21 protein-coding genes are annotated in these 26449 nt (G+C 67.4%); 12 read left to right on the top strand and 9 right to left on the bottom strand.

The window, feature by feature from the left end; all coding sequences use genetic code 11:
* Positions 1-103: 103 nt before the first annotated feature.
* The 4 genes from CLT68_RS25065 (at position 104) to CLT68_RS25080 (ending at position 4047) form a co-directional block, all read left to right on the top strand.
* Positions 104-376 (top strand): hypothetical protein, encoded by a 273-nt coding sequence (locus tag CLT68_RS25065; RefSeq protein WP_099854561.1) that lies wholly within the window; start codon positions 104-106, stop codon positions 374-376.
* Entirely contained in the window at positions 369-980 is a 612-nt protein-coding gene (locus CLT68_RS25070; protein WP_099854563.1) for a DUF6879 family protein, read from the top strand. The genes CLT68_RS25065 and CLT68_RS25070 overlap by 8 nt, the downstream gene beginning before the upstream one ends.
* Positions 981-1043: 63 nt before the next feature.
* A complete protein-coding gene (locus tag CLT68_RS25075) occupies positions 1044-3383 on the top strand; it encodes a tetratricopeptide repeat protein (protein WP_199177137.1) in 2340 nt (779 codons plus the stop codon).
* Between the two features lie 88 nt (positions 3384-3471).
* Positions 3472-4047 carry a hypothetical protein gene (locus CLT68_RS25080; protein WP_099854567.1) on the top strand — a complete coding sequence of 192 codons (576 nt, stop codon included), beginning with the start codon at positions 3472-3474 and terminating at the stop codon, positions 4045-4047.
* 207 nt (positions 4048-4254) lie between these two features.
* Here the strand turns inward: CLT68_RS25080 and CLT68_RS25085 are convergent, their stop codons facing one another.
* On the bottom strand, positions 4255-4557 hold the full coding sequence (locus CLT68_RS25085) for a PASTA domain-containing protein (protein ID WP_099854569.1): 303 nt from the start codon (positions 4555-4557) through the stop codon (positions 4255-4257).
* A gap of 298 nt (positions 4558-4855) precedes the next feature.
* On the opposite strand from CLT68_RS25085, the gene CLT68_RS25090 reads away from it, so the two are divergent.
* The 4 genes from CLT68_RS25090 (at position 4856) to CLT68_RS25105 (ending at position 8252) form a co-directional block, all read left to right on the top strand.
* Positions 4856-5872 carry an EcsC family protein gene (locus CLT68_RS25090; protein ID WP_099854571.1) on the top strand — a complete coding sequence of 339 codons (1017 nt, stop codon included), beginning with the start codon at positions 4856-4858 and terminating at the stop codon, positions 5870-5872.
* Positions 5873-6275: 403 nt separating this feature from the next.
* Complete coding sequence (locus tag CLT68_RS25095; RefSeq protein ID WP_099854573.1) at positions 6276-6779, top strand: hypothetical protein; 504 nt, start codon at positions 6276-6278, stop codon at positions 6777-6779.
* A gap of 410 nt (positions 6780-7189) precedes the next feature.
* Entirely contained in the window at positions 7190-8071 is an 882-nt protein-coding gene (locus tag CLT68_RS25100) for a Scr1 family TA system antitoxin-like transcriptional regulator (RefSeq protein ID WP_099854575.1), read from the top strand.
* The gene (locus CLT68_RS25105) at positions 8064-8252 is read left to right on the top strand and encodes a DUF397 domain-containing protein (protein ID WP_099854577.1); all 189 of its coding nucleotides are present in this window, start codon (positions 8064-8066) and stop codon (positions 8250-8252) included. Before CLT68_RS25100 ends, CLT68_RS25105 begins: the two co-directional genes overlap by 8 nt.
* 312 nt (positions 8253-8564) lie before the next feature.
* On the opposite strand, the gene CLT68_RS25110 is transcribed toward CLT68_RS25105, so the two are convergent.
* The 8 genes from CLT68_RS25110 to CLT68_RS25145 form a co-directional block, all read right to left on the bottom strand.
* Positions 8565-13505 (bottom strand): restriction endonuclease, encoded by a 4941-nt coding sequence (locus tag CLT68_RS25110; RefSeq protein WP_099854579.1) that lies wholly within the window; start codon positions 13503-13505, stop codon positions 8565-8567.
* A 76-nt stretch (positions 13506-13581) separates the two neighbouring features.
* Positions 13582-16383, bottom strand: coding sequence for a DEAD/DEAH box helicase (locus CLT68_RS25115; protein ID WP_099854581.1), 2802 nt, complete (start codon positions 16381-16383; stop codon positions 13582-13584).
* A 13-nt stretch (positions 16384-16396) separates the two neighbouring features.
* Positions 16397-17458, bottom strand: coding sequence for a serine/threonine-protein kinase (locus tag CLT68_RS25120; RefSeq protein ID WP_099854583.1), 1062 nt, complete (start codon positions 17456-17458; stop codon positions 16397-16399).
* Between the two features lie 194 nt (positions 17459-17652).
* Positions 17653-18063, bottom strand: coding sequence for a hypothetical protein (locus CLT68_RS25125; RefSeq protein ID WP_143743237.1), 411 nt, complete (start codon positions 18061-18063; stop codon positions 17653-17655).
* Positions 18063-19436 carry a WXG100 family type VII secretion target gene (locus tag CLT68_RS25130; RefSeq protein WP_486482456.1) on the bottom strand — a complete coding sequence of 458 codons (1374 nt, stop codon included), beginning with the start codon at positions 19434-19436 and terminating at the stop codon, positions 18063-18065. Before CLT68_RS25130 ends, CLT68_RS25125 begins: the two co-directional genes overlap by 1 nt.
* Positions 19437-19441: 5 nt before the next feature.
* Complete coding sequence (locus CLT68_RS25135; RefSeq protein WP_099854590.1) at positions 19442-19774, bottom strand: hypothetical protein; 333 nt, start codon at positions 19772-19774, stop codon at positions 19442-19444.
* Positions 19764-20147 carry a YbaB/EbfC family nucleoid-associated protein gene (locus CLT68_RS25140; protein ID WP_143743238.1) on the bottom strand — a complete coding sequence of 128 codons (384 nt, stop codon included), beginning with the start codon at positions 20145-20147 and terminating at the stop codon, positions 19764-19766. The genes CLT68_RS25135 and CLT68_RS25140 overlap by 11 nt, the downstream gene beginning before the upstream one ends.
* 232 nt (positions 20148-20379) lie before the next feature.
* Positions 20380-22287, bottom strand: coding sequence for an N-6 DNA methylase (locus CLT68_RS25145; protein ID WP_099857599.1), 1908 nt, complete (start codon positions 22285-22287; stop codon positions 20380-20382).
* 101 nt (positions 22288-22388) lie between these two features.
* Between CLT68_RS25145 and CLT68_RS25150 the strand changes: the two genes are divergently transcribed.
* The 4 genes from CLT68_RS25150 to CLT68_RS25165 all read left to right on the top strand — a co-directional run bounded on the left by CLT68_RS25150 (position 22389) and on the right by CLT68_RS25165 (position 26358).
* Complete coding sequence (locus tag CLT68_RS25150; RefSeq protein WP_099854594.1) at positions 22389-22958, top strand: DUF4352 domain-containing protein; 570 nt, start codon at positions 22389-22391, stop codon at positions 22956-22958.
* A gap of 95 nt (positions 22959-23053) precedes the next feature.
* A complete protein-coding gene (locus tag CLT68_RS25155) occupies positions 23054-24814 on the top strand; it encodes a DUF6119 family protein (protein WP_158240926.1) in 1761 nt (586 codons plus the stop codon).
* Between the two features lie 51 nt (positions 24815-24865).
* Positions 24866-25495, top strand: a complete 630-nt coding sequence (locus tag CLT68_RS25160) for a hypothetical protein (protein ID WP_099854598.1) — start codon at positions 24866-24868, stop codon at positions 25493-25495.
* 44 nt (positions 25496-25539) lie between these two features.
* Positions 25540-26358: an RNase H family protein gene (locus CLT68_RS25165; RefSeq protein WP_099854600.1), complete on the top strand. Its 819-nt coding sequence runs from the start codon at positions 25540-25542 to the stop codon at positions 26356-26358.
* Positions 26359-26449 lie beyond the last annotated feature (91 nt).

Below are 26449 nucleotides of genomic sequence, written 5' to 3' on the forward strand. Positions count from 1 at the left end.
GCCATCGCGCCCGGCTCGTGGAGACGCAACACGGGCGACAGTCATCAAGAAGATTCGATGTTACCCTCGGTGCTCGCATGAACACCTGATCTCGGAGGTCGCCGTGAGCGGACAGCGTTGGGAAGCGGACCCTACCGCCGAGCTCACGCGCCGATGGGGCAAGTCCTCGCACGAGCTGGGCAACACCTCCGGCGACGGCAGCTGCCCCGACGTCTGGGAGTTGAGCAATGGCGACATCGCGGTGATCGGGCAGGACCTCACTGAGACGTATCAGGAACGACTCCCAACCGGTGTCTCCGTGGATCCGGGCGAGCGGCTTATCATCATTCCCCGATCGACAATGATCGCGGCGAAGGTGGATATACCTGATGCATGACCTGTTCCGCGGGGATCCTGGCGAGCAACTTCGCCTGGCGGACTACTGGGCGGACTTTGAGGATCGGTTCTGGCAGACCGGCGATCCGGGCTTCTGGAAGCTGGAACGCCAGCAGACCTTCAAGGAGCCCGGCGACGAGGGTTGGCAGGCGTTTGCCGACGGGCGGTGGGAGGATTCGCTGCGAATCCTCGACGCGCGCCGCCCTGAATTTCAGAGCTACTACCGGCGGATCGCCGACAGCGGGTTCGCCACCCGACGGGTACGGGTCGTCGAAGAGCCCCTCACGCCTTACCTTCAATGGGAGCTGCACGTGCTGCGACTGCGGCACGAGTACGGCGGTCTGACCCATGTGGTCGGCGCGGACGCGGTGGCGGCAGCCGAGTCGGGTGGACCGGTTCCGGAGATCTACACCCTCGGCGCCGAGGTGATGTATGAGGCCGTCTACGACGCCGACGGTGTGCTGGCGTCCGCCCGCCGCTGGCGTGACCCCGGCCTGGTGGCAAGCTGCCAATCCTTCATCGAGTCGCTCTACCAGGGCGGTGAGCCGCTCGACGAGTTCTTCACCCGGGTGGTGGCGCCGTTGGGACCTCCCCGCGCGGGGTGAGAGATGGAAGGCGCCGGGTCAGACGGAGCCAGGCAGCGGCCCGCTCAGGTGAACCGGTCCGCGTTGTCCGGACCGGCGGAGCTGGTCCAAGCCCGCGACGTGTACGGCGGTGTGCACTTCCACGGCGAGGCCCCTTCCCAGGAGCGACCGCAACAACTCCCCGGTGACGTCCGCGGTTTCGTCAACAGGGTGGAGGAGCTACAAACGCTCAACCGGCTGCTGACCGACGGGGAAGGGAGCGTCAATGTCAGCCTGTCGGTGATCACCGGGACGGCCGGCGTCGGTAAGACCTCAGTCGCCCTGCGCTGGGCGCACAGCATTCGGAGCAGGTTTCCCGACGGGCAGCTCTACGCCAACCTGCGTGGTTACGATCCGGGCCAACCGGCGCAGCCGGATCAGATCCTCGACCGCTTCCTGCGGGCCCTTGGCGTTCCACCTTCGGCGGTGCCAGCAGATCTGGATGAACGGGCGGCGCTGTACCGCTCTCGACTGGCCGGCCGGCGCGTACTGGTGGTGTTGGACAACGCCGCCACCGCGCGTCAGGTGCGCCCACTGCTGCCTGGCACGGATCACTGCCTGGTCGTTGTCACGAGTCGGAACATGCTCTCCGGGCTGGCCACCCGCGACGGCGGTCGACGGCTGACGCTGCGCATGTTGACCGAGGAAGACGCCGTCACCCTGCTGCGGGGCATCACCTCGCCCTACCGCAGCGGCGACGACCCCGCCGACCTGAGAGAGCTGGCCCGACTCTGCGCTCGGCTGCCCCTCGCACTGCGCATCGCCGCCGAACGGGCGGCGAGCCGGCCATTCATGCCCCTCGGCGAGCTGATTGAGGATCTACGAGACGAGTCGGCCCTGTGGGATGCACTCACCGCCGAGGAAGACGAGGAGTCCGACGCCGTACGTGCGGTGTTTGCCTGGTCCTACCGCGCCCTGAACCCGACGGCCGCCCGACTGTTTCGACTTCTCGGGCTGCACCCTGGCCCCGACTTCAGTGCCCCGTCCGCCGCCGCGCTGACCGGCATGGCGGTGTCCCGGGTACGGCAGCCGCTCGACGCTCTGGTCAGCGCTCACCTGCTGGAGCAGAGCGCTCCGGGGCGCTACCAACTCCACGACCTGCTGCGCGCCTACGCGGTCGACCAGGTCCGGCACCTGGAGAGCGCAGAGGATCGGCAGGTGGCACTGCGCCGTGGGCTGGACTGGTATCTGCACACCGCCGACGCCGCGCTGGCCCGTACCCTGCCCTTCTACCGGACCGTACCGTTGGATCCGCTGACCGACGTCACGCCGCTCGCCTTCGCGGCCAGCGCCGAGGCGGACGCCTGGTTCGACGCCGAACGGGACAACCTGGTCTCCGCCACACGAGTTGCGGCCGATGCCGGCCTACCGCGGACCGCCTGGCATCTGGCGGTGCTGCTGCGCAGCGTCTTCATGCATCAGAACGCCTTTGAGAGTTGGTTTGCCACGGCCCGGATCGGGCTGGCGGCAGCCCGCACACTCAGCGACCGGCGCGGCGAGGCGGAGGCACTGGAAAGCCTCGGCAAGGCCCACTTCCAAGCCCGCCAGCTCACCGAGGCCGCCGAACACCATCAGGCCGCACTGGTCATCCGGCGGGAGATCGGCGACGAGTACGGCACAGCAGTGTCGATCAACGCGCTCGGGTTGCTAGGTCTGCGCAGTCGTCGTCTCACCGATTCCCTCACCCACTTCGGCGAGAGTCTGGCGATCTTCGAGCGGCTCGGCAACCAGCGGTGGCAGGCCCTGCTGCTGAGCAACCTCGCCGAGACTCGCTACGAGCTGGGTGAGCTGACTGAGGCGGCAGCCTTGCTTGAGCAGGCGCTTGTGGTGCAACGGGAAATTGGCGATCGGGGGCAAGAGGGCAACTCGCTCTTCTTCCTGAGCATGACCCTGCGGGAACTCGGCCGCGTCGAAGAGGCGCTCGCCGCGATCGAGTCGGCCATCGCCACCGCCGAGGGAGCAAGCCAAGTGTGGTTGGGGCACTGGCTGGCGGAGTATGCGCGGGTGCTGCGCGCTTCCGGTCGGCAAGCCGAGGCGCTGGAGGCCGTGCACCGGGCGGCCACGATTCAACGTCGGCTCGGGGACCGCAGCCGCGAGGCGATGGCCCTCGATGGCGCCGGTGAGGCGTACCGGGAGCTGGGGCAGGCGGACGAAGCGATCGCCTTCCACCTCCGCGCGGCGGCAGTCCACCGGCAGCTCGGCGACAACTGGCAACTCGCCCTGACGCTGGACCATTTGGCCGCTGCCCTGATGGCGGCGGGCCGCCCCGAGGAAGCCGGCCAGCACTGGCGGGAGGCTCACGCCCTTCTGGCAGGTTTCGGCGACGCACGCGCTGCGGCCCTCCGCGAAGGCATCGCGGCGTCGATATCGGGGAACACCGGATAAGCCCACCAATGGGGCGTGCGCCAGTCAGAGGCGCAGCCGAGCCCTCCCAGGGCAGACAGTCGCAATCTTCCATGTTTTACTGCCCTGCGTGACCACTGAGATCACGACTGGCCTCTTCGTCTTGTTGGGCGCGCTCGTTGGTGGCGGCGCCACGTTCGCCGTCGGTTACCTGAATACCCATACCCAGCGTGCTCAGGCCGAACAGGCTCGCGGCAACGAGCTCGCAGACGCCGCACGTGGCCGCAGCACCCAACTCGCTGACGCCCGCAGCGGGGCCTACGTCGTGCTTCTGACCCGAGTGGACAGCTTCCTTGATCAGGCCCGGGAGCTTAGCGACCTGTTGAACCTGCACCCCGAGGGCGAGCAGCCAACAGACCAGCACCGGCAGTACACGGCCGAATGGAACCAACTCGTCGCCGCCAACGCCGTCGTCCAGGTCGCCGGACCTGATTTACTGGCGCAGCGCGCTCAGGCTCTGCTCGACGCGGTCGGCTCGCTCTCAGAGATCATCGACAAGCGGTATAGCGGCCGTCGTTGGCCACCTGGGCTTGAGGCCGGCTGGGACCGTGCGCGCAAGGAGCGGCTCGACTTTCTACAGGCTGCCCGCCAGACGTACGTCGAGGGCTTCGTGATGGCTCCGCCCACCACGGTCCACCCAAGCTAACGGCGGACGAGCGCCAGCACCCGGCCGCGATCCACCAGGGTTGCGATTCCCCCGGCCTCCGTCGGAGTGAGCATCAGCGTGGCGAGCACACTCGGTGGCTGTGCGTTCAGACTGCGATCGGTGTGCGGCAACAGCGGCAGCTCGGTGAAGCCGGCTTCGTTGTGACCATCGCCGGCGCGGAATCGAGGCGCGATGACGTCAGCTGTATCAGCCCGTCTTAAGTGCAGTGAGGACCACCAGCTCGTCCAGCGCGACCTTGGCACCCGCCCTCTGGGACTGCTTCTTCACTGTCCAGTTCTCCGGCAGGATCACCAGCCTGTCGAGCTCGTCATGGCTGCCAAGCTTGATGTTGGTGATGCCCAGCCGCTTGAGTTTGTCCTGAGCGATGGCGATGGCTGCATTGGACCCGACCAGGTTCGGCATGATCACGGTGGTCGGCGCGGGCGGCGGCGGCGCCTGCGAGGGCTGGAAGCCGCCGGCGTGCTCGGGCTGCGGCGTGTTGGGGGTCACGGGGTTGGTCGATCGGTATGTCTCCTGATCTCTGTACACGGCTCGCGCCGAAGATCCCTGATCGGCGTTGGGCAAAGTGCGGCAGAGCTTCGCCGATCTTGCGGATGACCTCCAGAGGGCCGAACGGCCTGGTTGCGCCTCATGCACACGGTGGCTCGCCCAGCGTTCAGGGACGCATCCCCAACGGGTCGTTTGCCGTGCCTCAGCAACCTCTGACTACGGGCTGCAAGGGGGACACCCACGTGTCGATCGACAGTGCCATCATGTCCCAGTCGTCGCAGTCGAATGGAGGTCCTCGATGAGCACTGTCACCGACCCGCTCGTCGACGGCACAACCCCGATGAGCGCGTACGAAGGACAGGTGTGGGAGAGGCTCAACGAGCACTGGCAGCGCCGCAACAACCGTCGTAGTCTCCCGAACTGGGCGAGCGCTGCGCTCGATCGCTCCGGCGGTGTCGCGCGACAAGTCGCGAGCCGGGCCACCAGGGCTGTGCCGGAGGCGATCAAGGAGCCGGTCCGTCGCGGGGGCGACGCGGTTGCCAGCGTGGCCCTGCGACCGGCGGCCGAAGCCGCGGCAGCGCTACTTGAGCTGGTCAACGCCTGGGCCTTGGAGCTCAATGACCCGAAGGGCGTCGAAAAGGTCGCGCGCAAGCGTGGCCTCGACCTCGGCAGTTTCGCTGAGCTGCGGCAGCAGGACCTCAGGGTGTGCGACCGGCTCCTGACCCGCAACACACTCAGGTGGCGGACCGCCGGCGCCGTCGAAGGTGGCGCCATGGGCCTGCTCGCCATGGTCCCCGTCGCCGGGATCCCCGCCGCGATGACCGCGGACATCCTCGTCATCCAGGTCCTGAGCGCGTCGATCGCGTCGCGCATCGCGTACTCCTACGGTTACGACGCCAAAGATCCCGCCGAGCAGCTCTTCATCGAACGCCTGGTACACCGGTCCTTCATGGCACAGGCGGCCAAGGTGGGGCCGCTGCGCGAGACCGCACGAGCGGCCAGCGCGATCAAGGGACGCGTGAGATGGTCAGAAAAGCTCCGCGCGGACCATCGCCTCGTGGCCGCCCTTGAGAAGTTGCTGCAGCACGTGGGCCCGGCCGGTGCCAAGGTTCCCGTGCAAAACGTCGCCAAGGTCGTGCCATTTGTGGGTGTCCTCATCGGTGCCGGGATGAATTCCGCAGTCCTCGGCAGCGTGGCCGCCGACGCGCAGCGATACTGCCAGACCCGATTTCTGTGCGACAAGTACGAGCTGCCGCTGCCGGCCGCATTGGCCAGCTACCGGGACGACGTCAGCCCCGAGGCCGACGCCACGTAACTGTTCGGGTGGCAGCGATTGACAGCAACGGCGACCAAACCCGGCAGATCCGGAAGCCGACAGGGCTCGGCAAACGTGCATGCGAGCCGTCCAGTAGCTGCCGTCGGCCGTGTAGTTCCGGTACGCCATACCGACCAACCTATCGACCCGGCTCGTAGGTCACCTCAGCCCTACGTCCACTTCGGAAAATTTGCCGCTTTGGCAGGCCAGAGGGAGGCACTCCTTTGCGGCATTTGGCCGCTAACTGGCAGAAGTTCAATGCGATAGTATGCAAGTTGCACTATTGGGATTTAGCTCAACTGTAAAGCCGTCAAGCCGGATAGCCGACAGGCTCATTCTTCGACCACCAGATAACCTCCTTTCATCGGTCCACACACGGCGGTCAGTGCGAAGGAGAATGTCTATGTTCATCGTGGCGACGCAGGACCCAAGAACACGCGGCAATTCTGAAGGACCCGATTCCGGTGCGGAGGCGTGGGGTGCCCTTCTGCCCATCGACGCGGGCCTCACGCAGGCCGAGGCGGATCAGCAGTTGGCCACCTACCTGGCCGGGGTACGGGCGCGTGAGCCGCTGTGCATACGCGCGCACGGCAACGACGAGGAGATCGGTGACGCCGCGGCCGGCGCCAAGGACTGGGGCTGGACCTACAAGAAGCTGGCCAGGATGCTGGCCACCCACCTGACCGCCAAACCGAGCGTCGTCCTGATCCGGTCGTGCGCCGAAGAGGTGACGAACTTCCCCACTCAGATGGCGGTTCGCCTGGAGTCGAACTGGTCGGGCGCTAACCACCTCGACGGCGTCGTCATCTACGGCTACAACACGTCAGTCAACATCAACACGCCGATCCCCTCACCACAGCAACTGACCAAGAACGTCCAGGTCCAGCCGGTCATCGTCGCGCTGTAACCGCCGTTGGGCGAAGAATGTCATCAGTACGGTGTCACCGACGTCTGGATGGTCTGCGTAGCAAGTGGACTGGGCCTCCGACGCGGCCGGGCTCTACGAGCAGCATCTTGTGCAGACCGTCGACCTGGTCGACGGTCTGCACGACTCATAGACAGCGGACCGACAACATCCCGGCCGGTCCGAAAAAGCCGTGCTACGGAAGTAGTTCGGACACATTCCCCCCGACAGTACGCCGACAACGCGTGGGAATTGCGCGTTCATGGCTCCTGTCGGGGGTGTCTTGTATGGTCAGAGACGTGCTAGATCCGCGTAGCATTGCCCGGTTGAATTAATTCTCGGAGGCAACGGCAGCGCGTTTCACCGATGGCGTCCGGATGTAACAAAATGCAACATGGAGAGGGCGGGAGCCGATGGCCGACGACATGGGATCGACAGTGCCGCGACGGCAGCTCGGGCGAGCGCTCCGCGAGCTACGTACCGAGGCGCGGATGACGCTAGACGGCGCCGCCGAGGCGATGCAGTGGAGCCGGCAGAAGATGTGGCGCATCGAGACCGGCCTCGGCCCGGTCCGCACCCTCGACGCCAAGGCCATGTGCGAGCTGTACGGGGCGACGCCCGACCTGACCGGCGCCCTCACCGCCCTGGCCGCCGAGACCAAGGCCAAGGGCTGGTGGCACTCGTACGGTGACGCCGTCCCCGACTGGTTCGAGCTCTACGTCGGCCTGGAATCCGCCGCCTCCCGGCTGCGGGAGCACGACGACACCCTGATCCCAGGACTGCTCCAAACTCCCGGCTACACGCGCGGCGTCCACCAAAACCGTCCGAACATGCCGGTCGACGAGTTGGAAGAGGTTCTGGAAGTCCGCCGTCGCCGACAGGAGATCCTGGTTCGCCGGCTCCCGAAGGCACCCAAGCTGGAATGGGTACTGTCGGAGGCCGTCTTGCTTCGACGCGTTGGCGGCCCTGCGGTCATGGCCGAGCAACTGGACCGACTTCTTGAACGGGCCGAGCTACCCAACGTGTCGATACGCGTGCTGCCACTGTCGGCCGGTGCCCACTACGGCGCACTGGCGGGAGCGTTCGTCATGCTCGACTTTCCGCTCGTCAACCGAGTCGTCCCCGATCAGTCCCTTGTCTACAGCGAGTCGGTGACGGGGGCCCTCTACCTCGACAGGCCGGACGAGTTCGCGGTCTACGAGAAGGTCTGGGCGAGCCTCCTCGACCTCGCACTTGATGAGGAACAATCAAGAAGGATGATCGGCAAGATCAAGGAAGAGGTCCACCATGGCTGACGACCTGCTCGGCGCCCAATGGCGGAAGAGCACCCGTAGCGGCGACAACAACGGCAACTGCGTGGAGGTCGCCGACAACCTGCCCGGCCTCGTCGCTGTCCGCGACAGCAAGGACCCGGGACCCGCCCTCACCTTCTCCCCCGCCGCCTGGACGAGGTTCGTGCGGGCAACCAAGCGCTGACTTTCCACCCCACGTCACGACGGAGCGCTCGATCATGGAGCGCGCTCCATGCCCGGAGCAGACGTTAGGCAACTGAGCAGAACACCTCACGCTCTACCCTTACACGGAAATCACTTTCTCACACTCCGCAGAAAATGGCGGATAACGGCGAATGCCATGAGTGCCACGACCGCATATCCCACAGCTTCCCCAGCGCTTCCAAACAGCTCCTCGGTCGCCCAAAACAGGCACCCTAGCAAAACCACCAGAACGAACACCGCGATGAGACATCCGCCGAAATCGAGTCCTTTGCCGTTCACTGGTCCTCACCAATCAAGGGGTAGTGGATTGAGGCGAGTGCCAGCCCGCGTCGATCGCATCCTGAAGCCGCTTACTGAAGACGGCATGCGCCTGCCGGTACTCGCTTTCCCGATCCGCCTTGTAGAATGGGGCGGCAAAACCTACGGGCGCCGAATGGCGGGTCGGCTCATCGAGGTGCGCCACCAGTTGCTCGTAGTGCCCTTTCGTCTGCCCGAATCCAAAGGTGTATCCGTCTGCAGCGATTTTCCGCCCGCCTGCGTCGAACCACATCTGACTCTCACGTTGTGTAAGGATTGGATATCGTGCACGTAGGATCGCGAGCAACTCATCAATTCCGATCCCAAGCCATACCGCGACAAGTGCGTCTATCTCAACGAGCGCGGCGCGACGCTCCCGCTCGACCCGGAGTGGCGTTACCCAATCCCATTCCGCGTTTCCACGTCCGAGCGGTTCCATTCCAGCCCGCTCTACTGCCCAATGCTCGGTGCGCCAGTCACGGTCGAATAGCTCGCTCCATAGCTCCCCGTAGGCGCCGGTGAGGCAATTCAGGCGCAATGTTCGAAGTAGAAGCCCTGACGCGAGCGGATGTTCTTCATCGGGCGCCGGCATAACTAACATCTCACTGACATCCAAATGCGCTTTTCCGGAGATCCGAAGGCGGTAGTCCAGCGGAAGTGCGGCCATGAATCCACCCATTAATGCCGTCGCACGATTCGAACCCAGGGCCAGCGTACAAACAGAGTCGACATGCGACGGACCCGGAGGAACGAGCGCGGCGAACAATGATCGCTCGATGTCGAAGGCAATCATTCTTCGCCACGCCACTCTATAGTAATCGGTGTACCGACGCCCATCCCACATGTCCTGATTGTCTCGACCATCGGACTCCTGCGAGCTAAGAACATAGTTCGTCCTAGGAACATAACCCTCTGCAAGGTTTGTTAGATCGAGCAAATCCCAGTCACTCCTGGCGAGACAAGGGACGCGTGGGCGCTTAGAAAACGGCGTCGCCACACCGAAATGCGGGCCTTGCAGGACCGTTTGATGGAGATCGCCGGACGCTACCTGCTCCCAGCGAATAAGTCCCCTGCTTTTCGCACTTCCCTCATGATACCCGCTTGTAATGCGCGGCAGATCTACTGCCAGCCTACGAGGAACAGCCGCAAGCGCCGCGATAGCCCGCTCCTCATCTACTGTCACAGGCTGAAGCAACGGCGTTTGATCGATTGATGAAGTATCGCTATTCCCGCGGAAGCGCTGCCAAGCAGCCAGTACCTGCTCGTCAACTTCAATTACTCGTGAACGATGCGGGCGATTGTCCCATCCCGCTCGATTGCGCTGCCCGGGAACGGGACCATTCCCGGAATGTTCCAAGGAACCTGGCAATACAGACGCCGCATAAAGTCGACTCAGGTGACTGAAGCAGATCGACCCAGGATCCCCGTAGACGTGCAGGCCGAATTCCGTACTCCGTGTAGCATCCGCAAAGGCCCAGTTGGCCGCGTTGATAAAGCCAGCATGGACGCGCAGTCGGCGATATGCGGCGGCTCGAAGCGCCCCTTCCATCGTCCCGCTGAGATGCGTGTCAGGATGTAGTAGCCCGGCCACCCCGCCAATAGCAGAATGCAACCAGACCTGACAGATCATCGTGCGGTAAAGGTTCGGCTGCGTCCCGACAAGCAACGGATACGTAACCGCATGACCCAATGCGGCCACCACTCCGGCATTTCTCGTCAATTCAGCAAGATAGTTTGATCGAATGCCGGAAGATCGCTCAATCGTAGCCTTCTTGCGGACCCGGAAGACTTCAATAGGCGTTTTCTCGATGAGCCGAAACCAAGGGTCGTACTCGGCGAGAATCACATCGTCAAGCCAGCGAGGTCGAACCCAAGGCGGGTTGCCGACTTGGAGGTCGAAACCCCCATTGGCGAAGGCTTGGGCGAAGGTCAACTCCCAATGGAAGAAGCCCTGCTGCTCGGCAATCTCGTCGGTGGCGAGGAGCCAAGGAAACCTGTCGGACAGAGTCCACGGCGAGTCGACCCCGATGACGCCGTCAAGCCTCTGTTCGAACTCGCTCATCTCGCTCAGACTCGTAAGCTTCCGGCCGTAGAACCGCTCGGTGTTTTCGTCCACATCACTGCGGCCGATGAGCGCTTCGGCAAAGGTCAGCCAGTCGTCCAGGTTGGACAATGGCACCTGCTGGCGGAGCTGTTCCGCCACCGTCATCCGCCGCGTGCCCGTAGCCCTCATCGGAAACTTCATCTGCTGCGGCTGCACGTTGCCGAAGATGTCCGCGGTTTCGTAGACGGCCGGTTCCTCGTACGCCGGCTCGTCCTTGATGTGCGAGACCTGGACGGGCGCAGCCGGGTAGACCGGGTCGGTGCCGTCGAGCAGCCCGATCTTGTCCAGCGGCCAGAACCACAGCGCGCACCACACGTCCATCAGCGTCTTGAGCCGCCAGTACGGCGTCCCAGGCGCGGTCAGGTCGGCAAGGATCTCCTCCCGGGGCACGGCTTCGGTGACCGGCGGCAGGTCCTCGGCGCCCCAGACCTGGATGTCGCGGCGGATCTCCCGCTCGGAGATGTCGAGGCGCTGCTGCACCAGCCCCCACAGGAACTCGACCCGTCGAGCGAGGGCCTGCAGGCGCTGGACCTGCGAGTTCTTGCCCTTGGCGGACGGTGTGCGCTTCATCGCCGTACGCCATGCCTTCAAACGGGCGGTCTCGGCCGGCGCCAGCTCCCGGGCCTCTTTCTCCCCCGCTACCGCGCCCCAGCCGTCGGCGGGGAGCAGGAAGTGGTGGATGGTGCCCTCGTCGATCGGCCCGTCCCGGAAGGGCTGCTCCTTCGGGGCGGTGGTGAGCCACGACTTGTCGGCGAGCTGCTTCGGGCCGTAGGTCTTGCGGCCGGCGCCGATGAGCGAGTTGCCGCGTTGCAGGTGCAGGCCGAACCAGGGGGCCTGGAGGCCGGCGTGCATGACGTTGAGCCAGAGCGACACCTCGGCCAGCTCGACGGCGGTGCGGTTGAGGTCGACGCCGTAGCTGTTGTGCAGGGCGATGTACGCCTTCACCCGCTGGAGTTCGAGGTGGTAGTCCTCCGGGTCGAGGGTTACCCCCAGTTCCTTCTGGCGGCGGCGTAGGTATTCGGCGGCGACCTGGTTGATCGCCTCGTTGAGGAACGCGCCGGAGCCGAGTGCCGGCTCGCAGATCGTCCAGTCCAGCAGTTCGCGGGCCGGGGTGATCGTGTCGTCCTGGTCGAGCCGGTACTTCAGAGCGAGCTGGACGGTGACCTCGGTCAGCGACTGCGGGGTGTAGTAGGAGGCGCTGGTCTGCCGGTCCCGGCCGGCAAGCCGGTAGACGAACTGACCGGGCTGGTAGCTGACCCGGCTGCGGACGCCGGTGTAGGGGTCTTCCTTGTAGACGAAGACACCATCGTCGTACTCGTCGACCTTGGAGGCCGGAATCATCCACGAGCCGTCCTTCGGGTCGCCGTTCTTGGCGACCTCGTAGAGCTGCTCGGTCGCAACGAAACCGGTGTACGACATCAGGCCCTCATAGACCGCGCCGAGCTGGTTGATGCCGAGCTGGGCGTACGAGATGAAGCCGCCGCGGCGCTTCTTACCGCCCTTGGTGAGCATCAGCCGGCGCAGCACCTCGTAGAGGACCTTGTTGCGCAGCCGCGTGTCGATCTTCGGGGTTTCGTCATCGTCCATGTCGTCGTCGAGGTTCGGCACCGGGATCAGCCGGCCGATGAGCTTGGTCTTCTCCGGCAGGAACAGGTCGGAGCGCATGGGCTCGAAGCGCAGCCCCTCCCCCTCGCTGGCCTTGTCCTCGACGTCCGCGCCGCCGCGCGGCCGGTGCCCCTCGTTGACCATGCGGAAGAGCAGGTCGAGTGACTCGTACAGGTGGGTGCCGTCCTCGCCGGAGGGGGCGAGGCGGCGGGAGACGAGGTCACCGAGGCGGGCGAGGCTGTAGCCCTCGACGTACTGGGGATCGTTGACCGGCAGCACACCCAGCTCGGGGCGGGCCTCCGCGTAGAGCAGGAACAGGATGCGGTACAGGTAGCGCAGCGACTCCCGGCCGAGCTCCTTGGCCAGCTCGTCGAGGTCCATCACCTGCTGCGGCTGGTAGCCGGCCCGCCGGATCTGGTCGAGGACCTCGTTGGCGATGAGTTCGACGGAGACCTTCAGGCCCTCGCGGAGTTCGCTGGAGACACCGACGGCGTGCTGGCGGGAACCGGCGACCAGGTCGGCGAGGGGTTCGGTGCCGCCCTCTGCCGGCGGGCGCAACGAGTCGGCGCCGAAGAGCGCGGCGACGACGTCGAGTTCCTTGTCGTCGTTGCGGGCGTACGCGGTGTCGAGGCTGACGGCCAGGTAGCGGCCCTCACCCCAGACGGTGCGGTCGGCGAGGGTGATCACGCCGCCGCTGAGGATCAGCACGTAGCGGGGCTTGGGGCTGTCGGCGGCGAAGAGCAGCGAGGCGAGCTTGGCACCCGTCTCGATGGTCTCGGTGCTGGACAGGGTGAGCGGGTCGAGCAGGCGGCCGGCGTCGTCCGGGTCCTGTGCTGCCTCGGTGTCGACCGCCCAGCCGCAGTCCAACGCGACGATGCCGTGTGCGGTGGTCAGCTCGGCGTGGGCGACGCTGACCTCGTACTCCTGACCGTTTCGTTCGACGGTGATGGTCTGCGGCCGCGGGTCGAAGCCGAGCGCCCGCAGCACGTCCTGGTGCTGCTTGCGCAGCCGTTCGGGGTCGAAGAAGTCTGCGTCGGTCAGCTCGGTCTTGGCGTCGAAGTACTGCCGGCGTATGCCGCGCAGCCCGGCGCGTGGGGTGACCCGGTTGGCCTTCTCCTGCTCGGCCCAATGCTTGAGCAGGCCGCCCTTGAGGGTGGTGGGCAGGATCTCGGCGAGGTAGTGCGCGGAGAGATACTCGCCGCGGTTGGTCAGCGACTCGAAACTCATGCCGGCACTCCGCTACGCTCCGTGCCGCCCTGAGGCACCATCGCACTCAGCCTGATGATTCGCTCGCTACGCTCGCTCATGCGGCACTCTCCTGCGACGGTACGAGGACGGCCAGCACCCGCAGCAGCGGGTCGCCGGCGGTTTCCAGGCGGTCGAGCAGGTCGTGCTGCTCCTGGACGGTGGTGTCGACGCGTTGGCGACGCTTCTCCCGATGCGCGGCGGGCAGCTCATCGAGGAGGCTTGCCTGCTGGAAGGTTCTCAGCTGCTCGCGGTGCCGCTGCAACGGCTCGGCGTTGGCCTCGGCCCACTCGGCGCGCTTGCCCTCCAGATACTGCCGGGCAACCTGGACGGCCTCCGGCAGCAGATCCTTGAGCGGGTCGATCGCGATGGCCTCGGCGCGGTTGACCATCGCCGGACCGACGTTGGCCTCGCGCAGCACCTCGTCCATCGGTCGGATGGTCGGCGACGCGGGCAGGTCGGAGACGGCCATCCACTGGACGACCGTGGGTTGGCCGAGGCGGTTGGCGTAGACGCCCTGGATCAGGAACGTCGGCGCGGTCACGTCGGCGGTGAGCACCGGGGCCTGCTGGCGGCCGAGCCGGATCAACACCTTGTCGACCAGCCAGTCGACCATCGGGTGCACGTCGCTGAGGAAGGCGATGTCCGGCCACATCGGGGTCTTGCTCTGCCGGGCCTGGTCGAGCTTGCGCTGGGCGAGCGCCCGGTCGAAGGTGACCTTGAGTCGCAGGTCCTCGCCCTCCCGGTGTGCTCGCAGGTAGGTGCGGGGCAGGTCGGTGAGCCGGTGCACCAGGTCGTCAGGGGCGAGGAAGGTCATCAGTTCGTCCTCGCGGCGCAGGTCGATGTGGTCCTCGGGCCGGTCCTCGTAGATCTCGTACAGGGCGGCGTCGACGAAGTCCTGCGTGGAGCCGAAGAGCTTCGGCACCTTCGCGCGGGGCACGTCCGCCGCCACGGGAGCGGTGCCGACCTCCCCGAAGAGGTCGGCCATCACGTCGACCTCGGCGTGGGCAGCTTCGTAGGACTCGTCCACCGACTTGCCGGCGAGCAGGTCCCGGACCAGCCGGTCCTCCTCGGCCTTGGCGTCGTACTGGCCCGTCACCGCCTCGACGCTGCCGAGGCTGCGGTGGGCGGTCTCCTCCCGGTTGAGCAGCTTCTCGGCGACCGTGCGATCGTCCTTGGCGTCGTCACGGTCGGAGGTGAGGATCAGCGCGCGGAACTGCGGTTGGTGCTTCTGCCCGTAGCGGTCGATCCGGCCGTTGCGCTGCTCGATCCGGATCAAGCTCCACGGAATGTCGTAGTGGATCAGATGGTGGCACTGCTGGTGCAGGTTGACGCCCTCAGAGGCGACGTCGCCGGTAAACAGCAACCGGACGTCGCTGCCGGCCAGCTCGAACTCCTGCAGGATCGTCTGCTCGTCCTTGTCAGCCACACCGCCGTGCAGCACCCGGATCGCGTTCGGCTTGAGGCCGAGCATTCCGGGGACGACCTCGGCGAGCCACTTGATGGTCGGCACCCGCTCAGAGAAGACCACGGCCCGGGTTGCGCTGTTCTTGCCGACGCCGATCTTTCTCAGCTCGTCGACCAGTCCCTTGAGCTTGCTGGAGTCGGTGTCGGTCATCGCCGAGGTCAGCTCCGCGAGCCGGTCCAGGGCCGCCCGCTCGGTGCCGGTGGCCTTCTTGCGCCGGTTGGTCACCGTCTCGTGCAAGGCCCGGTGCGAGGACAGAAACGACTTCAACAAGGTGTACGGGAAGAGCCGGTGCTGCCCGGTGATTGGCTCGTCGGTCCACTTGCCGGCCAACCACACATCGGTCAGCTCGTCGAAAATTTGTTCCTCGATCGTGGTCGCCGTGCAGTGCAATGCCTCGGACGGGCCGCGGTCGGCCCAGCGGTCGCCGATCTGGTCGCGTACCTCCGGGCTGATCTTCGTGCGGCGCAGGTAGAGGTGCGCGATGTCGCTGGCCTGGTAGTCCTTCTCGTTGGCGATCGCCGCCGGGTCGAGCAGCGAGATCAGCTGGGCGAAGGACTCCTTGTCGCCGTTGTGCGGGGTCGCGCTCGCCAGCAGCAACGCGTCGGTCTTCGCGGCCAGGCGGCGGGCCAGCTCATTGCGCTGGGTGCCCTTGTTGATGAGGTTGTGCGACTCGTCGATGACGACGGCGTCCCAGGTCGTGGCATCGAGGTGATGGCCGAACTGGCCGGCGTCCTTGAGGGTGTCGACCGAGATGATGGCCCGTTTGAAGTAGGTGAACGGGTTACGCCCGGCGGGGATCTCCTGCTGAATGCGCTGGATGCCGGTCGAGTCGAGCCGGACTAGCGGGATCGCGAACCTGGTCCAGAGCTCCCGCTGGAACTGTTCGAGGACCTGCTGCGGCGAGACGACCAGGATCCGCTCACCTCGGCCCCGGCGGATCAGCTCGGCGAGGATCAGGCCGATCTCCAGGGTCTTACCCAGGCCGACGACGTCAGCGAGCAGGATCCGCGGCCGCAGGCCGGACAGGGCCAGTTCGACGGGTCGCTGCTGGTAGGTCAGCGGATCCAGCAGGAACCGGTCGGCGAGGGCCAGCCCGCGCTCGGTGCGGGGCAGTGGAGTACGCCGCAGCACGGCCTCCAGGAAGAGGCGGCTCTGCCGGAACCGCGACGAGGTGTCCTGGATGAGGTCCGTCTCCTCGGGCACCAGCGGCGTGATGTCCTCAAGCTTGGTGAAGAAGGTGGCCTCGACGTCCTGCACGAACTCGGAGACGCCGACCGCCTTCACCATCGTGCCGTCCGCGGTGCCGGTCTTGACGCTGCGGATCAGCCACTCCTCGTCGCGGACGACGATGCGGGAGCCCGGGGCGAAGGTCGCGGCCTGGGTGGTGGTCATCGGTGGTGCCTTCCTACAGGGTCGAGCGGCGGGCGTACTGGCGGCGCATCTTGTCGACGAGCCACGTCACATCGGCTGGTGCGTTGGACCGCTTGGCGTCGACCTTCGTGGGTGTCGTCACCGGCACCGGTACGGTGTCCGACTCGATGACCGGCGTGCTCTCCGGGTCCTCCCGCGGATCATCCAGGTCCGGAGGGACCAGCAGCTCCGTGCCACCGTCGTAGGTGAGTTCGGCGACTTCCTGGCGCAGGGCGTGAACGCTCTTGCCGCTGGCGGCGGTGGCGACCGCGAGCAACCGGGCGCGAACGTCGGTCAGACCGGGTCGCGCCGTGGGGTCGAAGGCGAGCATCGTGCCGAGCAACTGCACCAGCTCGGCCGGCACGTCGGAGAGGTCGGGAAGGTCGCCGGGCTCGCTGATGCGCAGCAGCAGGTTCCAGGAGTTGGTCGGCGGGTAGAGCCCACGCCCGGTCAGGGCGAAGACCAGCGTCGCGGCGAGGGCATAGACGTCAACCGCCGGAGTGAGGTCTCGCTCACCCTTGACCTGCTCGGGCGACATGTAGGCGGGAGTGCCGACCAGGGCGCCCGGCTCGGTCAGGTAGTCGTCCCGCTCGATCAGCACCGCCAGACCGAAATCGATCAGTTTGGGGCCGTCGGGGCCGAGGATGATGTTCTGCGGCTTGAGGTCGCGATGCAGCAGCTTGACCTGGTGCACCTTGGCGAGACCTTCGGCGAGCATCGCTCCGGCCATAGCGGCCGACGGCAACGGAAGCGGCCCTCGTGCGTCGACATGCTGTCGCAGCGTTGCGCCGGGAACGTACTCCACGGCGAGCCAGGCCGGATTCGCGTACGGGTCGGCGCCCTCAAGGCGGGCCACCCGGGAACCGAAGACCAGCTTGAGGCTGTCGACCTCGGCGGCGAACCGCTCGCGCACCGTCGGCGCCTCAATCAGGTGTTGCTTGATCACCTTTACGGCGACTCGCTCGGCGGTAGGCGACACCGCGAAGAACACGTCGCCCATACCACCTGAGCCAAGCGGCCGGACCAACTCGTAGCCGCCGATTCTGCCCAGCGTCATTCGTCCCCCTCACGATGACACCCGCCAAACTGCTCGTCTGCCCTCTCGGCTCGACCCATGGCGGACGCATGACCGTACAACGTTGAACTTTCGACGAGGAAGTGTCCGAATGGCGGTTCCTGTGAGACGTTGAATCCAAACTTCAGACGACTCGATGCGCCGCCGTCGGATATCTGACGACACCAGAAAGCTTGTCAGCTGTTCCAGAACATCAGGTCGCGGGCCTGCCGCGAACAAGCCGTCAGCTCCGGCACGCCCCGCGAAGGGACGACGTAGTCACGCTCGCGGATGAGTGCGAGGAAATCCGCCGGCAATGCGACGCGGTGACGCCGCACGTAGTAGGCGAGGTCCTTCCGCCAGAGCCAGTCGCCGTCGGTCATGACGGTCGAGCCGTTCATCACCTGCCGGGTCGAGTCGAAGGCGTCGTTGGCGACGTCCATCACGTCGATGAGGATGTGCCCCGAGTTCAAATAGCTGACCACCTGGGTGAGGTCGGGCAGTTCCTGGTCGGCGACGCTGTCGAAGATGCTCTCCTGCGGCTCGGCGGAGCGGACCGGTCCGAATTCGCGGAACATTCCCGCTGCCTTCAACTGACCGCCGCTCATCAACGCCCACCATTCGGGTAGAAGGTCTTCCACACTCCGTCGCCCCGGATCATCGGGGTCTGCCCCACGGGACCATACCGGTCGACACCGACCGCGTCCGTCGGCGCTGTCACCGGCACCCCGAGGGCGTCGGCGACCTGTTGCGCCGCTGGTGGCACGCCGGCTTCGGGGGCGACGGTGCCGGTGTGACAGGAGACCAGCCGCACCGCGCCACCGTCGTAGTGCGGGTTGGCGCGGATGGCGTCGGCGATCTGCTGTGGGTGGGTGAAGTTGGCAGGGTGGTCGGCACCGTCAGCGCCCACGAGGCCCGGCCGGAACAGACCGGTGCGTTCGCCGTGCACGACCACATCGTGATGGCCGGGGACCGGTGCCACGGCGTCGAAGTTGCGCATCGTGGCGCTGTCGTAGCCGATGGCCGTGCTGTTCGGGCGGTGGTAGACCGGATCTCCCGCCGGGAGGTTCGCATCCGGTGGTGGCGGCGTCTGCGGATGTGCGGAGGGGTCCTCCCAATCCGACCGGCGCCCCATCGAATCCAGGTCCGGCTCTCCCCAGGCCCCAGGGCGCCCGCCGGGTGTGGCGCCGTTCGCCGGGCTGGCCGGGTCGGCCCGGGCCGCCCGCCGCAACAGGCCGTTCAGCTCGTCGATCAGGTCGCCCAGGCGGCTGAGCAGCGGGGCCAGCCGACGAAGGCTGCTGATCAGGGCGCTGATCAACCTGCCAATCCGCGCCGCCCACTTGGCCACCAGGCTGCTCACCTGGGAGATCACCAACGGAGTCGCGATGCCCAGCGTCGCGCCGGCCTCGGCCAGCCAGAGCGGCAGCCGGACCGCCAGCACCGACACGAAGTCCGCGATCAGGTCCCGGACCAACTCGCGGACCAGCGCCACCAGCAGCCCCGCGCCCTCCACCAGCGAAGCGATGCCGCCGGCAGCCCGCGCAATGCCTTCCATCGCCCGCACCTGGCCCGACATGTGCGCCCGGTAGGCGCGCGCCGAGGCACCATCCCACTCGGCGAGCTGCGACGAAATCGCCGCCTGCAGATCAGCCGCCGCGTCGGTGCTCTGCTTCGCGACGTTGCGCCACGTGGCCGCGTACGCGTCGATCTGATCCGGGTCGCCGGCCAGCCAGTCCAGCGCGTCCGAGAGCGGCTTGACGTGTTCAAGCAACCAGCCGACGCCCCAACTGACCAGCGAGCCGAGCGGGTCGAGCACGGTGGCCAACGCGTCCATCGAGGTGGCGACACCACCGATCGTCGAGTCGATCCAGCTTCCCGACTCGATGCCTGCCACGGTGTCCGTGACGTCCTCCACCAACCCGAGCCCCGTGTACCACTGGGTCGAGTCATGGCGCTCCACCACCAGCGGGTTGGCGGCCATGTCGGTCACAGCGGCAGTTCCAACCGGCCGGCACTGTCGGCAAGTCGTCGTGCGCTCGCCCCGTCGGCGGCTTCGGTCGCGGCAGCAACCGCCCGCAGGTTGGCTGCCGCCTCACGCAGTGCCGTGGCAGACTCTCCGAGCGCCGTCACCGCCCCGTCCGCCACCGGGTCGATCAACCGAGGCAGGAACCCGCAGATCTGCCCGTACGCCTCAGCGCCCATCTGCACGTACGCCGCCGCTCCACGAGCGGCTTCCATGCTGTCGGCGGTGTCGTTGACCGTCGCGGCGTGCCGGATCACTGCCGCCACCGACATCTGCATCTCGGCGTCACCAGCCATTTCTGGCGTCCCGCTCCCACCGATCGGGCTGCTCATCGGCGGGTTTGGGGAACCGCCTGGCGAAGGTGTCGGTGATCGCCCTCCCAGTCTCCGAGTCGGCGCCGACGGTGTCGTGCACTGCAATGCTCACCTGCTCGGTCAACCCGGCCTGTGCACGGGCGATCGCGGCCATGATGATGCTGGCAAGTTCGGCGCCGGGTATCCGCTGAACGCGGTCGTCCAACCGAAGGTCTGTCAGCGCCCCCGAGGCAGCGACTGTCACGCGCACCGCACCGTTTGCGCCGACCGCCGACGACGCGATGGTCGCGACCCGGTCCGACAGATCGGTGGCAGCCTGAGCTCGCGCCGACAGCTGGGCTGCCCAGGCATGCATCAACTCCTGTGTCGCGTCCGGATCTTGACTTAGCAAGTCCGCCACCTCCCCCGCGACGCATCTCGGCGCCGTCGTTCGACCGACGCCTTCCCGCTCAGCCCTCCACTGTGCACCACGACCGCGATGGACGCTGCCCCTCAGCCGTCACGTGCAGAGTCGGCAGGAACCGGCCAGGGGCCCCGAACGGTGACTCAGCACGCCGGACCGTGTGGTTGGCGGCCAGCACGGCCCCTCATCGGACGGCGTCGTCCGGCCGCACGACCCCCCGCGCCAACCCGTCAGCGGTGAGTTGCACCAGCTCCGCCCCCAACACCGCCGTCTCCCGCACTGCCGCCTCGAACGCCTCAAGCCGCCGGAACGCTGCCCCGTACGCCCGCTGCTCGTCCAGCGGCAACCGCCGCACCTGAGCCCGCCGGATGTCGAGCCGCAGGGTCCCGGACAGGCTCGACGACTGCTTCTCGTTCGCCGACGTCCGCAGTTGACCGGCCAGGAACCACGGATCCAATGCCGCCGGGTTGGGCCGCAGCAGGTAGAGGTTGCGCCCCAGCAGCGCCCCCTCGGCGGTGACCACCCGGGCGGTGAGCTGCCGCGCGATCATCGGCACCACCACGTCCCCGACAGCAAGCGGGATCTCCTGTCCGAACCGGTCGTCGACCCGTCCGGACGCCTCCACCCCGGCGAGCACGTCCGGCACGGTGAGCACCGGCGGCCCGTCGGGCGCGGGTGCGGACGTGCCGGCGCGGACCGGGCCGATCAGTTGAAGGGCCCCGGTCTTCGCCAGCTCCCCCACCGTGAGGAAGAGGCCGTCCGCCCCGTCGGGAGCGGGTGTGACCTGCGGTAGCAGCGCCGGCAGCTCGCCGACGATGGCTGCCAGCCGTTCTCTGGTGCGTACCAGATGCTCTCCCGAAGCCTCGCCCACGACGGCGGGTTGCCGGCGCGCGGGGGTGAGGTCGACGTCCTCGTCGAGCAGTTCGATGACCGGGACCGCGCGGGCGAACCCGGCTTCCTCGACGTCGCCGTCCGGGGCGGCGGCGAAGGTCCGCCACGCGGCCAGCACGCGTGGTGCGGTGTCGGCCAGGTCGGCGCCGGCGGCGTCGATCAGCAGCGCCCGTGGTGGTGGCGGCGCGTCGGTCGCGGCGCGTCGCAGCACCCACAGGTGCAGGGGTACGCCGTGTGGCGCCGCCACGCCCGGTGGAAGCGCGATGACGGCGCGCAGGTGACCTCGGCGCAGCAGCTCGCCGCGGATGCGTTTGCCGGCGCGGCGGCTGGCGACGGTGGGTGGCATCAGCAGGACGGCGTGTCCGCCGACCCGCAGGTGGGCGAGGGCGTGTTGCGCCCAGGCCAGCTCCGGTTCGGTACGGGGTGTGGTGCCGACGATCCAGCGGGGGTCGTGGCCGAGTTCCTCGTCGCCCCAGTTGGTGGCGCCGAACGGTGGGTGGCAGACGACGGCGTCGACGGTTCGGCCGGCAAAGGCGTCGGTGCGCAGCGAGTCCCCCGTGCTCACCTCGCCGGACACGTCGTGCAGGGCCAGCCACAGGCTGGCGAGTTTGGCCAGGTCAGGGTCGAGTTCCTGCCCATAGACGGAGGTGCTGCCGGCGCGGACGGCGGCTCGCAGGATGGCGCCGGAGCCGGCGGCCGGGTCGAGCACTGAGCCGCCGCCGACGCTGGCGAGCCCGATCATCAGGTCGGCGAGGTCGTCGGGGGTGGCGAAGGGGCGGCCGGGGCCTGGTGCGGAGAACCGCTGCCACAGCTCGTCGAACGCGCCCTGCGCGCCCAGCTCGTCGGCGAGGGCGTCGACGTCGGGCAGGAGTGGCGCGAGCTGGGCATCGGGGTGGCCGCTGCGGGAGCCGCGCTGTCGGGCCAGCAAGAGGGCGCCGACCGCGGCGAGACCGGCGGCCGGGGAGTCGCTGGCCGCGGCGAGGTGGCGCCAGAGCCGGTCGGCGGTGGCGAGCTCGGGGAGCTTGCCCTGGGTGCGTAGCCACTGCTCGACCTGGATCAGGTCGAACTCGGGGCTCGCCGTCGTCCCGCCCACCGGGGCGGGGAAGTCGGGATGCCGTTTACGCCAGTTGCTGACCGCAGCGCGACCGACGCCGGCGAGCCGGGCGATCTCCGCTGCCGTGATGGTCGGGTTCTCCTGCACGCCGAAAGTCTCGCACATCTGTCAAGCACGGAATGTCTGTTGACACTGTTGTCGGACGGTGCTCTTATTGACCCCGCAACGCTCACTCCAGGAGGACAACGATGCGCAAGACCACGACTCTCGCTCTGATCGCCACCGGCCTCATCGCCCTGGGCTGCGGCTCCGGTGCCGCCGACAAGGCGAGCAGCTCCAGCGGCGACGAGGGCGGCACCAAGGCGGGCGCCTCCACCAGCGACAAGGGCGACGCCAAGGGCGAGGAGAAGCCGGCGGCGACCGCCAAGATCGGCCAGCCGGCCCGCGACGGCAAGTTCGAGTTCACGGTGAAGTCCGCCAAGTGCGGCGTCGCCAAGATCGGCAACGACATGCTCGGCCAGAAGGCGCAGGGCCAGTTCTGCCTGGTCACGGTCAACGTGAAGAACATCGGCAAGGAAGCGCAGATGTTCGACGGCAGCAGCCAGAAGGCGTACGCGGCCGACGGCACCGAATACTCCGCCGACTCCGGCGCGGCCATCTACGCCAACAAGAACGCCGAGACGTTCCTCAACGACATCAACCCCGGCAACCAGGTCAACGGCGTCGTGGTCTTCGACATCCCGAAGAACGTCAAGCTCACCAAGCTCGAGCTGCACGACTCGATGTTCTCCGGCGGCGTCGACGTCGCCCTGAGCTGACCGCTCGCGCCGAGGGCGGGACCCGCGAAGCCCGTCCTCGGCGCACCCCTCCCCCGCACCACCGCCACCCCGATTCTCAACGCGAGGAGATCGACGTGCGCCGTGCGAGCCAGCCGACCACGACCAGACCCACCAACCGCCGTGTCGTCCGCAAGGACGTCACCCATCCGCCCTACGAAGCACCCACCCTCTTCGACCTGGACCTGCCCGAACGGCAGGAGGGCACCTACCTGACGTCGGTCTACCAGCTCGAACGGGTGGCGCCGACCGTCGACGGTCTGCATGACGCGGTGAACCACCGGTATGTGCGACGGCACGACTTCATGGTCGACGAGCGCATGGTGGCCGGCTCGCCGGCGCTGCTGGTGCACGGGACGGTGCCGCGTTCGCGCGCCGACTGGTGCGACGTGCTGGCCTCGGTGACCGGGGAGACGATCGACCTGGGGTTCAGCAGCGGCGGTGCCGCGCTGCTCGTCGCGGTCGACGATCACGTCTACGCGCTCGCCTATGGCACCGTCGGCCGTCACATGGTCGATCTGGACCTGGCCAACTCCGGCTTCGGGATCGGCTTCGCGGTGCGTTCGCTCGCCCCCGACGAGATCAAGCAGGTACGTCGGCGGGTGTTCGGCACCACCAGCCGGGTCGACCGCAACATGGTCCCGGGCGGGCAGCACATCCGGATGTACGGCATCGACAAGTGGGGCGAGATCGTCGGCCAGGTCTGCGGTCGGACGTTCAACCCAAACCTCACCGTCTGCCGGTCGACGGGTAAGGCCACCCCGGTCGAGGGCAGCGACACCCTGCGCATCCACCTCGGTGTCGAACCCGCGAGCCTGCTCGCCGACCTGCGGGAGATCGACCGGGTCTGCAAGCAGGAGGCACCCTTCGCCGACCTGGAGTTCATCACCCAGATCCGACCGGTGCCGGCCACGGACCCACGGCTGTCGAAGGTGGAGGAACAGCTGGACCGCCTGCTCCGGTTACCGGATCCTGCGGACGTCGGGTTGGCCGTACCGGGCCGGGTCTTCAGCGAGATCGAGCGGGTCAAGTCGTACAAGCTTCGGGTGCCGAAGTCCGGCCTCCGCCCGGTGCGCCTGCCGGAGCTCACGATGGCGGACGTCCTCGCGCAGACCGAGGGCGTCCCGGACGGCGAGCGATGGACGTCGCTCTCCAACGGGCGCGTCACCCTCTACGCGGACGCAGCCGGCGAGGAGGAGGTCGGCTCCACTGCCGTATCGCGGTGGATCACCGCACAGCTCGCCCACGGTGAGAGTCAGCTCCTGCTGCACGAGGGCGGCTGGTACGAAATCGGTGACCAGCACCGCAAGTTCCTCCGCGACGAGATCGAGCAGATCCTGGCCGGACCGGCCAGCTTCGCGCTCCCGGCCTGGACCGCCGACCTGTCGGACGAGGAGGCGTACAACATCCGCGCCGCGCAGGTCTGCGGTCTTACCCTGCTGGACCGCAAGCTGCTGCGGACGGGCCAGCACCACCGCGGCTTCGAGGCCTGCGACCTGCTCGGGCCCGGCGACGAGCTGATCCACGTCAAGCGGGCCAAGGGCAGCTCGGCCTTGAGTCATCTCTTCGCCCAGGGCGCTGTGTCGGTCGACGCGCTGCGGTACGAGCCTGACGCCCGCACCGCACTGGTCGAGATGGTCAAGCGGCAGCCGTCGGGGCGAGCCGTCGACCTGAACTTCCAGCCCCGCAAGGTCATCTACGCGATCGCCCTCGGCTCCGGCAAGCCACTCACCGTGAAGTCGCTCTTCACCTTCGCCCAGGTCGCGCTCTACCGGGCGATGAAATCCCTGCGCAACGAGGGCGTCGAGGTCGAGGTCGTCGGCATCCCGTCCGCCTGATCCGTTCACGACATCAGCTCCACAGCATCCCGCTCAACAAAGGAGAGAACCATGACCGAGCCCCACCACCAGCCGGATCCGCCGGCCGAGTCCTCGGCTCAGCTCGAGTCCCCGGCTCAGCCCGAGACTTTGGGCGCAACGGATCCGCAGCCCGCCGTCCGCAAGAGGCCCCAGGTCCGGTGGGTCATCGCCGGCGCTGCCGTTCTGGTGCTGCTGCTCTGCTTCGGCGGCTGGCTGCTGGCCACGACGAACGGTGATGAGTCGCCCGATCAAGGGAAGTCTGCCCCCACTGCTGCTTCCCAGTCGCGGGCCGGCACGTCCGCCCCGACCAGTGCCGCCGCACCGACTACCGCGCCCGCGACGACGGCACCGCCCGCACCCGTCTACGACAAACCGACGAAGGGCGACTTCAAGCTCAAGGTCAAGACCCTGCGGAAGCAGTGCTTCGGCAGTGCCGGCTGCAACATCACCTACCGGATCGACGTCACCTACACCGGCGAAGGCCTCGATCCGTCCGGCACCTACGAGGTGACGTACGAGGTCAAGGGCGCCGAGGATCCGATCATCAACACCTTCGAGGTGACCGGTGACTCCGCCTCCGTCCAGCAGGAGGAGACGGCCAGCACGAAGCGCTCCGCCGACAAACTGACCGCCGTCGTGACCGACGTGTCGGAGCTGTGAGAACTCAGTGAGCGTGTCCCGATACCAAAACGTCAGGAGGCGTCGTGCGCCCCGATGAGTTCCTCCGCACCCTGGCCCTGCTCCCCCCTCCGCTGCACGACCGCGCCCTCACTCTGCGCGCCTTCACCCGTCCCACCCACTGCGACGACTGCCAACGCATCGGCGACGCCGTTCGCATGGCCCTCACGGCCGCCCACTACGACGAGCTGACTTCCACCGGCGAACTGCTCGACACCGCCGAGCGGCTGGCCGCCGGCCACGACATCCACCGCCGGTCCGGCGACGACCAGCAGCGCGGGCGCGGCCAGGTGCTCCGCTGGGCGACGGCGTCTGCGCCGCTGGTCGCCGCAACCGACGCCAGTTGGAAGGGCCGCGCCGGTGGCATCGGGTACGTCGTCAGCGATGGCCACTACGGCCTGCTCGGGCGGGGCACCGGCCGGCTCGACCCGACCGGCAGGTCCCGAGTGCTCGTCGACGAACTGCGCGCGGTCGACTATCTGCTCACCGGGTATGACGAGGTGTCAGTGGGCATGACCGTGCTGCTGGACAGCCTGACGGCCGTACGGTATCTGCACCGCTGGCAGGGCGGCGAGACCGATGCGATGCCCGCCGGCTACAACCTGCGGCAGCGCCGCTGGTCGGATCAACCGACCCTGGTCCGGCTCGCTGATCAGGTGGCCAACCGACGCGACCTGACCTTCGCGCACGTGAAGGGCCACAGCGGCCACCCGCTCAACGAGGCTGCCGACGGACTGTGTCACATGGCCCGCCGCCGGCGGGAGGAGTCCTTCGACCTGCGTCCTCGGGCGCACGCCCTGGTCGACGCGTTCCTGCGCGACTGGCACGCGAACGCCACGGTCTGACCCGCGCAACCGCGGTAGCCCGCACATCCACCGCTCCCCCGGGCGGGCCGACGAGTCGTCGGTCCGCGGACACCACACGCCTGGAGACCAC

This window comes from Micromonospora sp. CNZ299 (assembly GCF_002754415.1).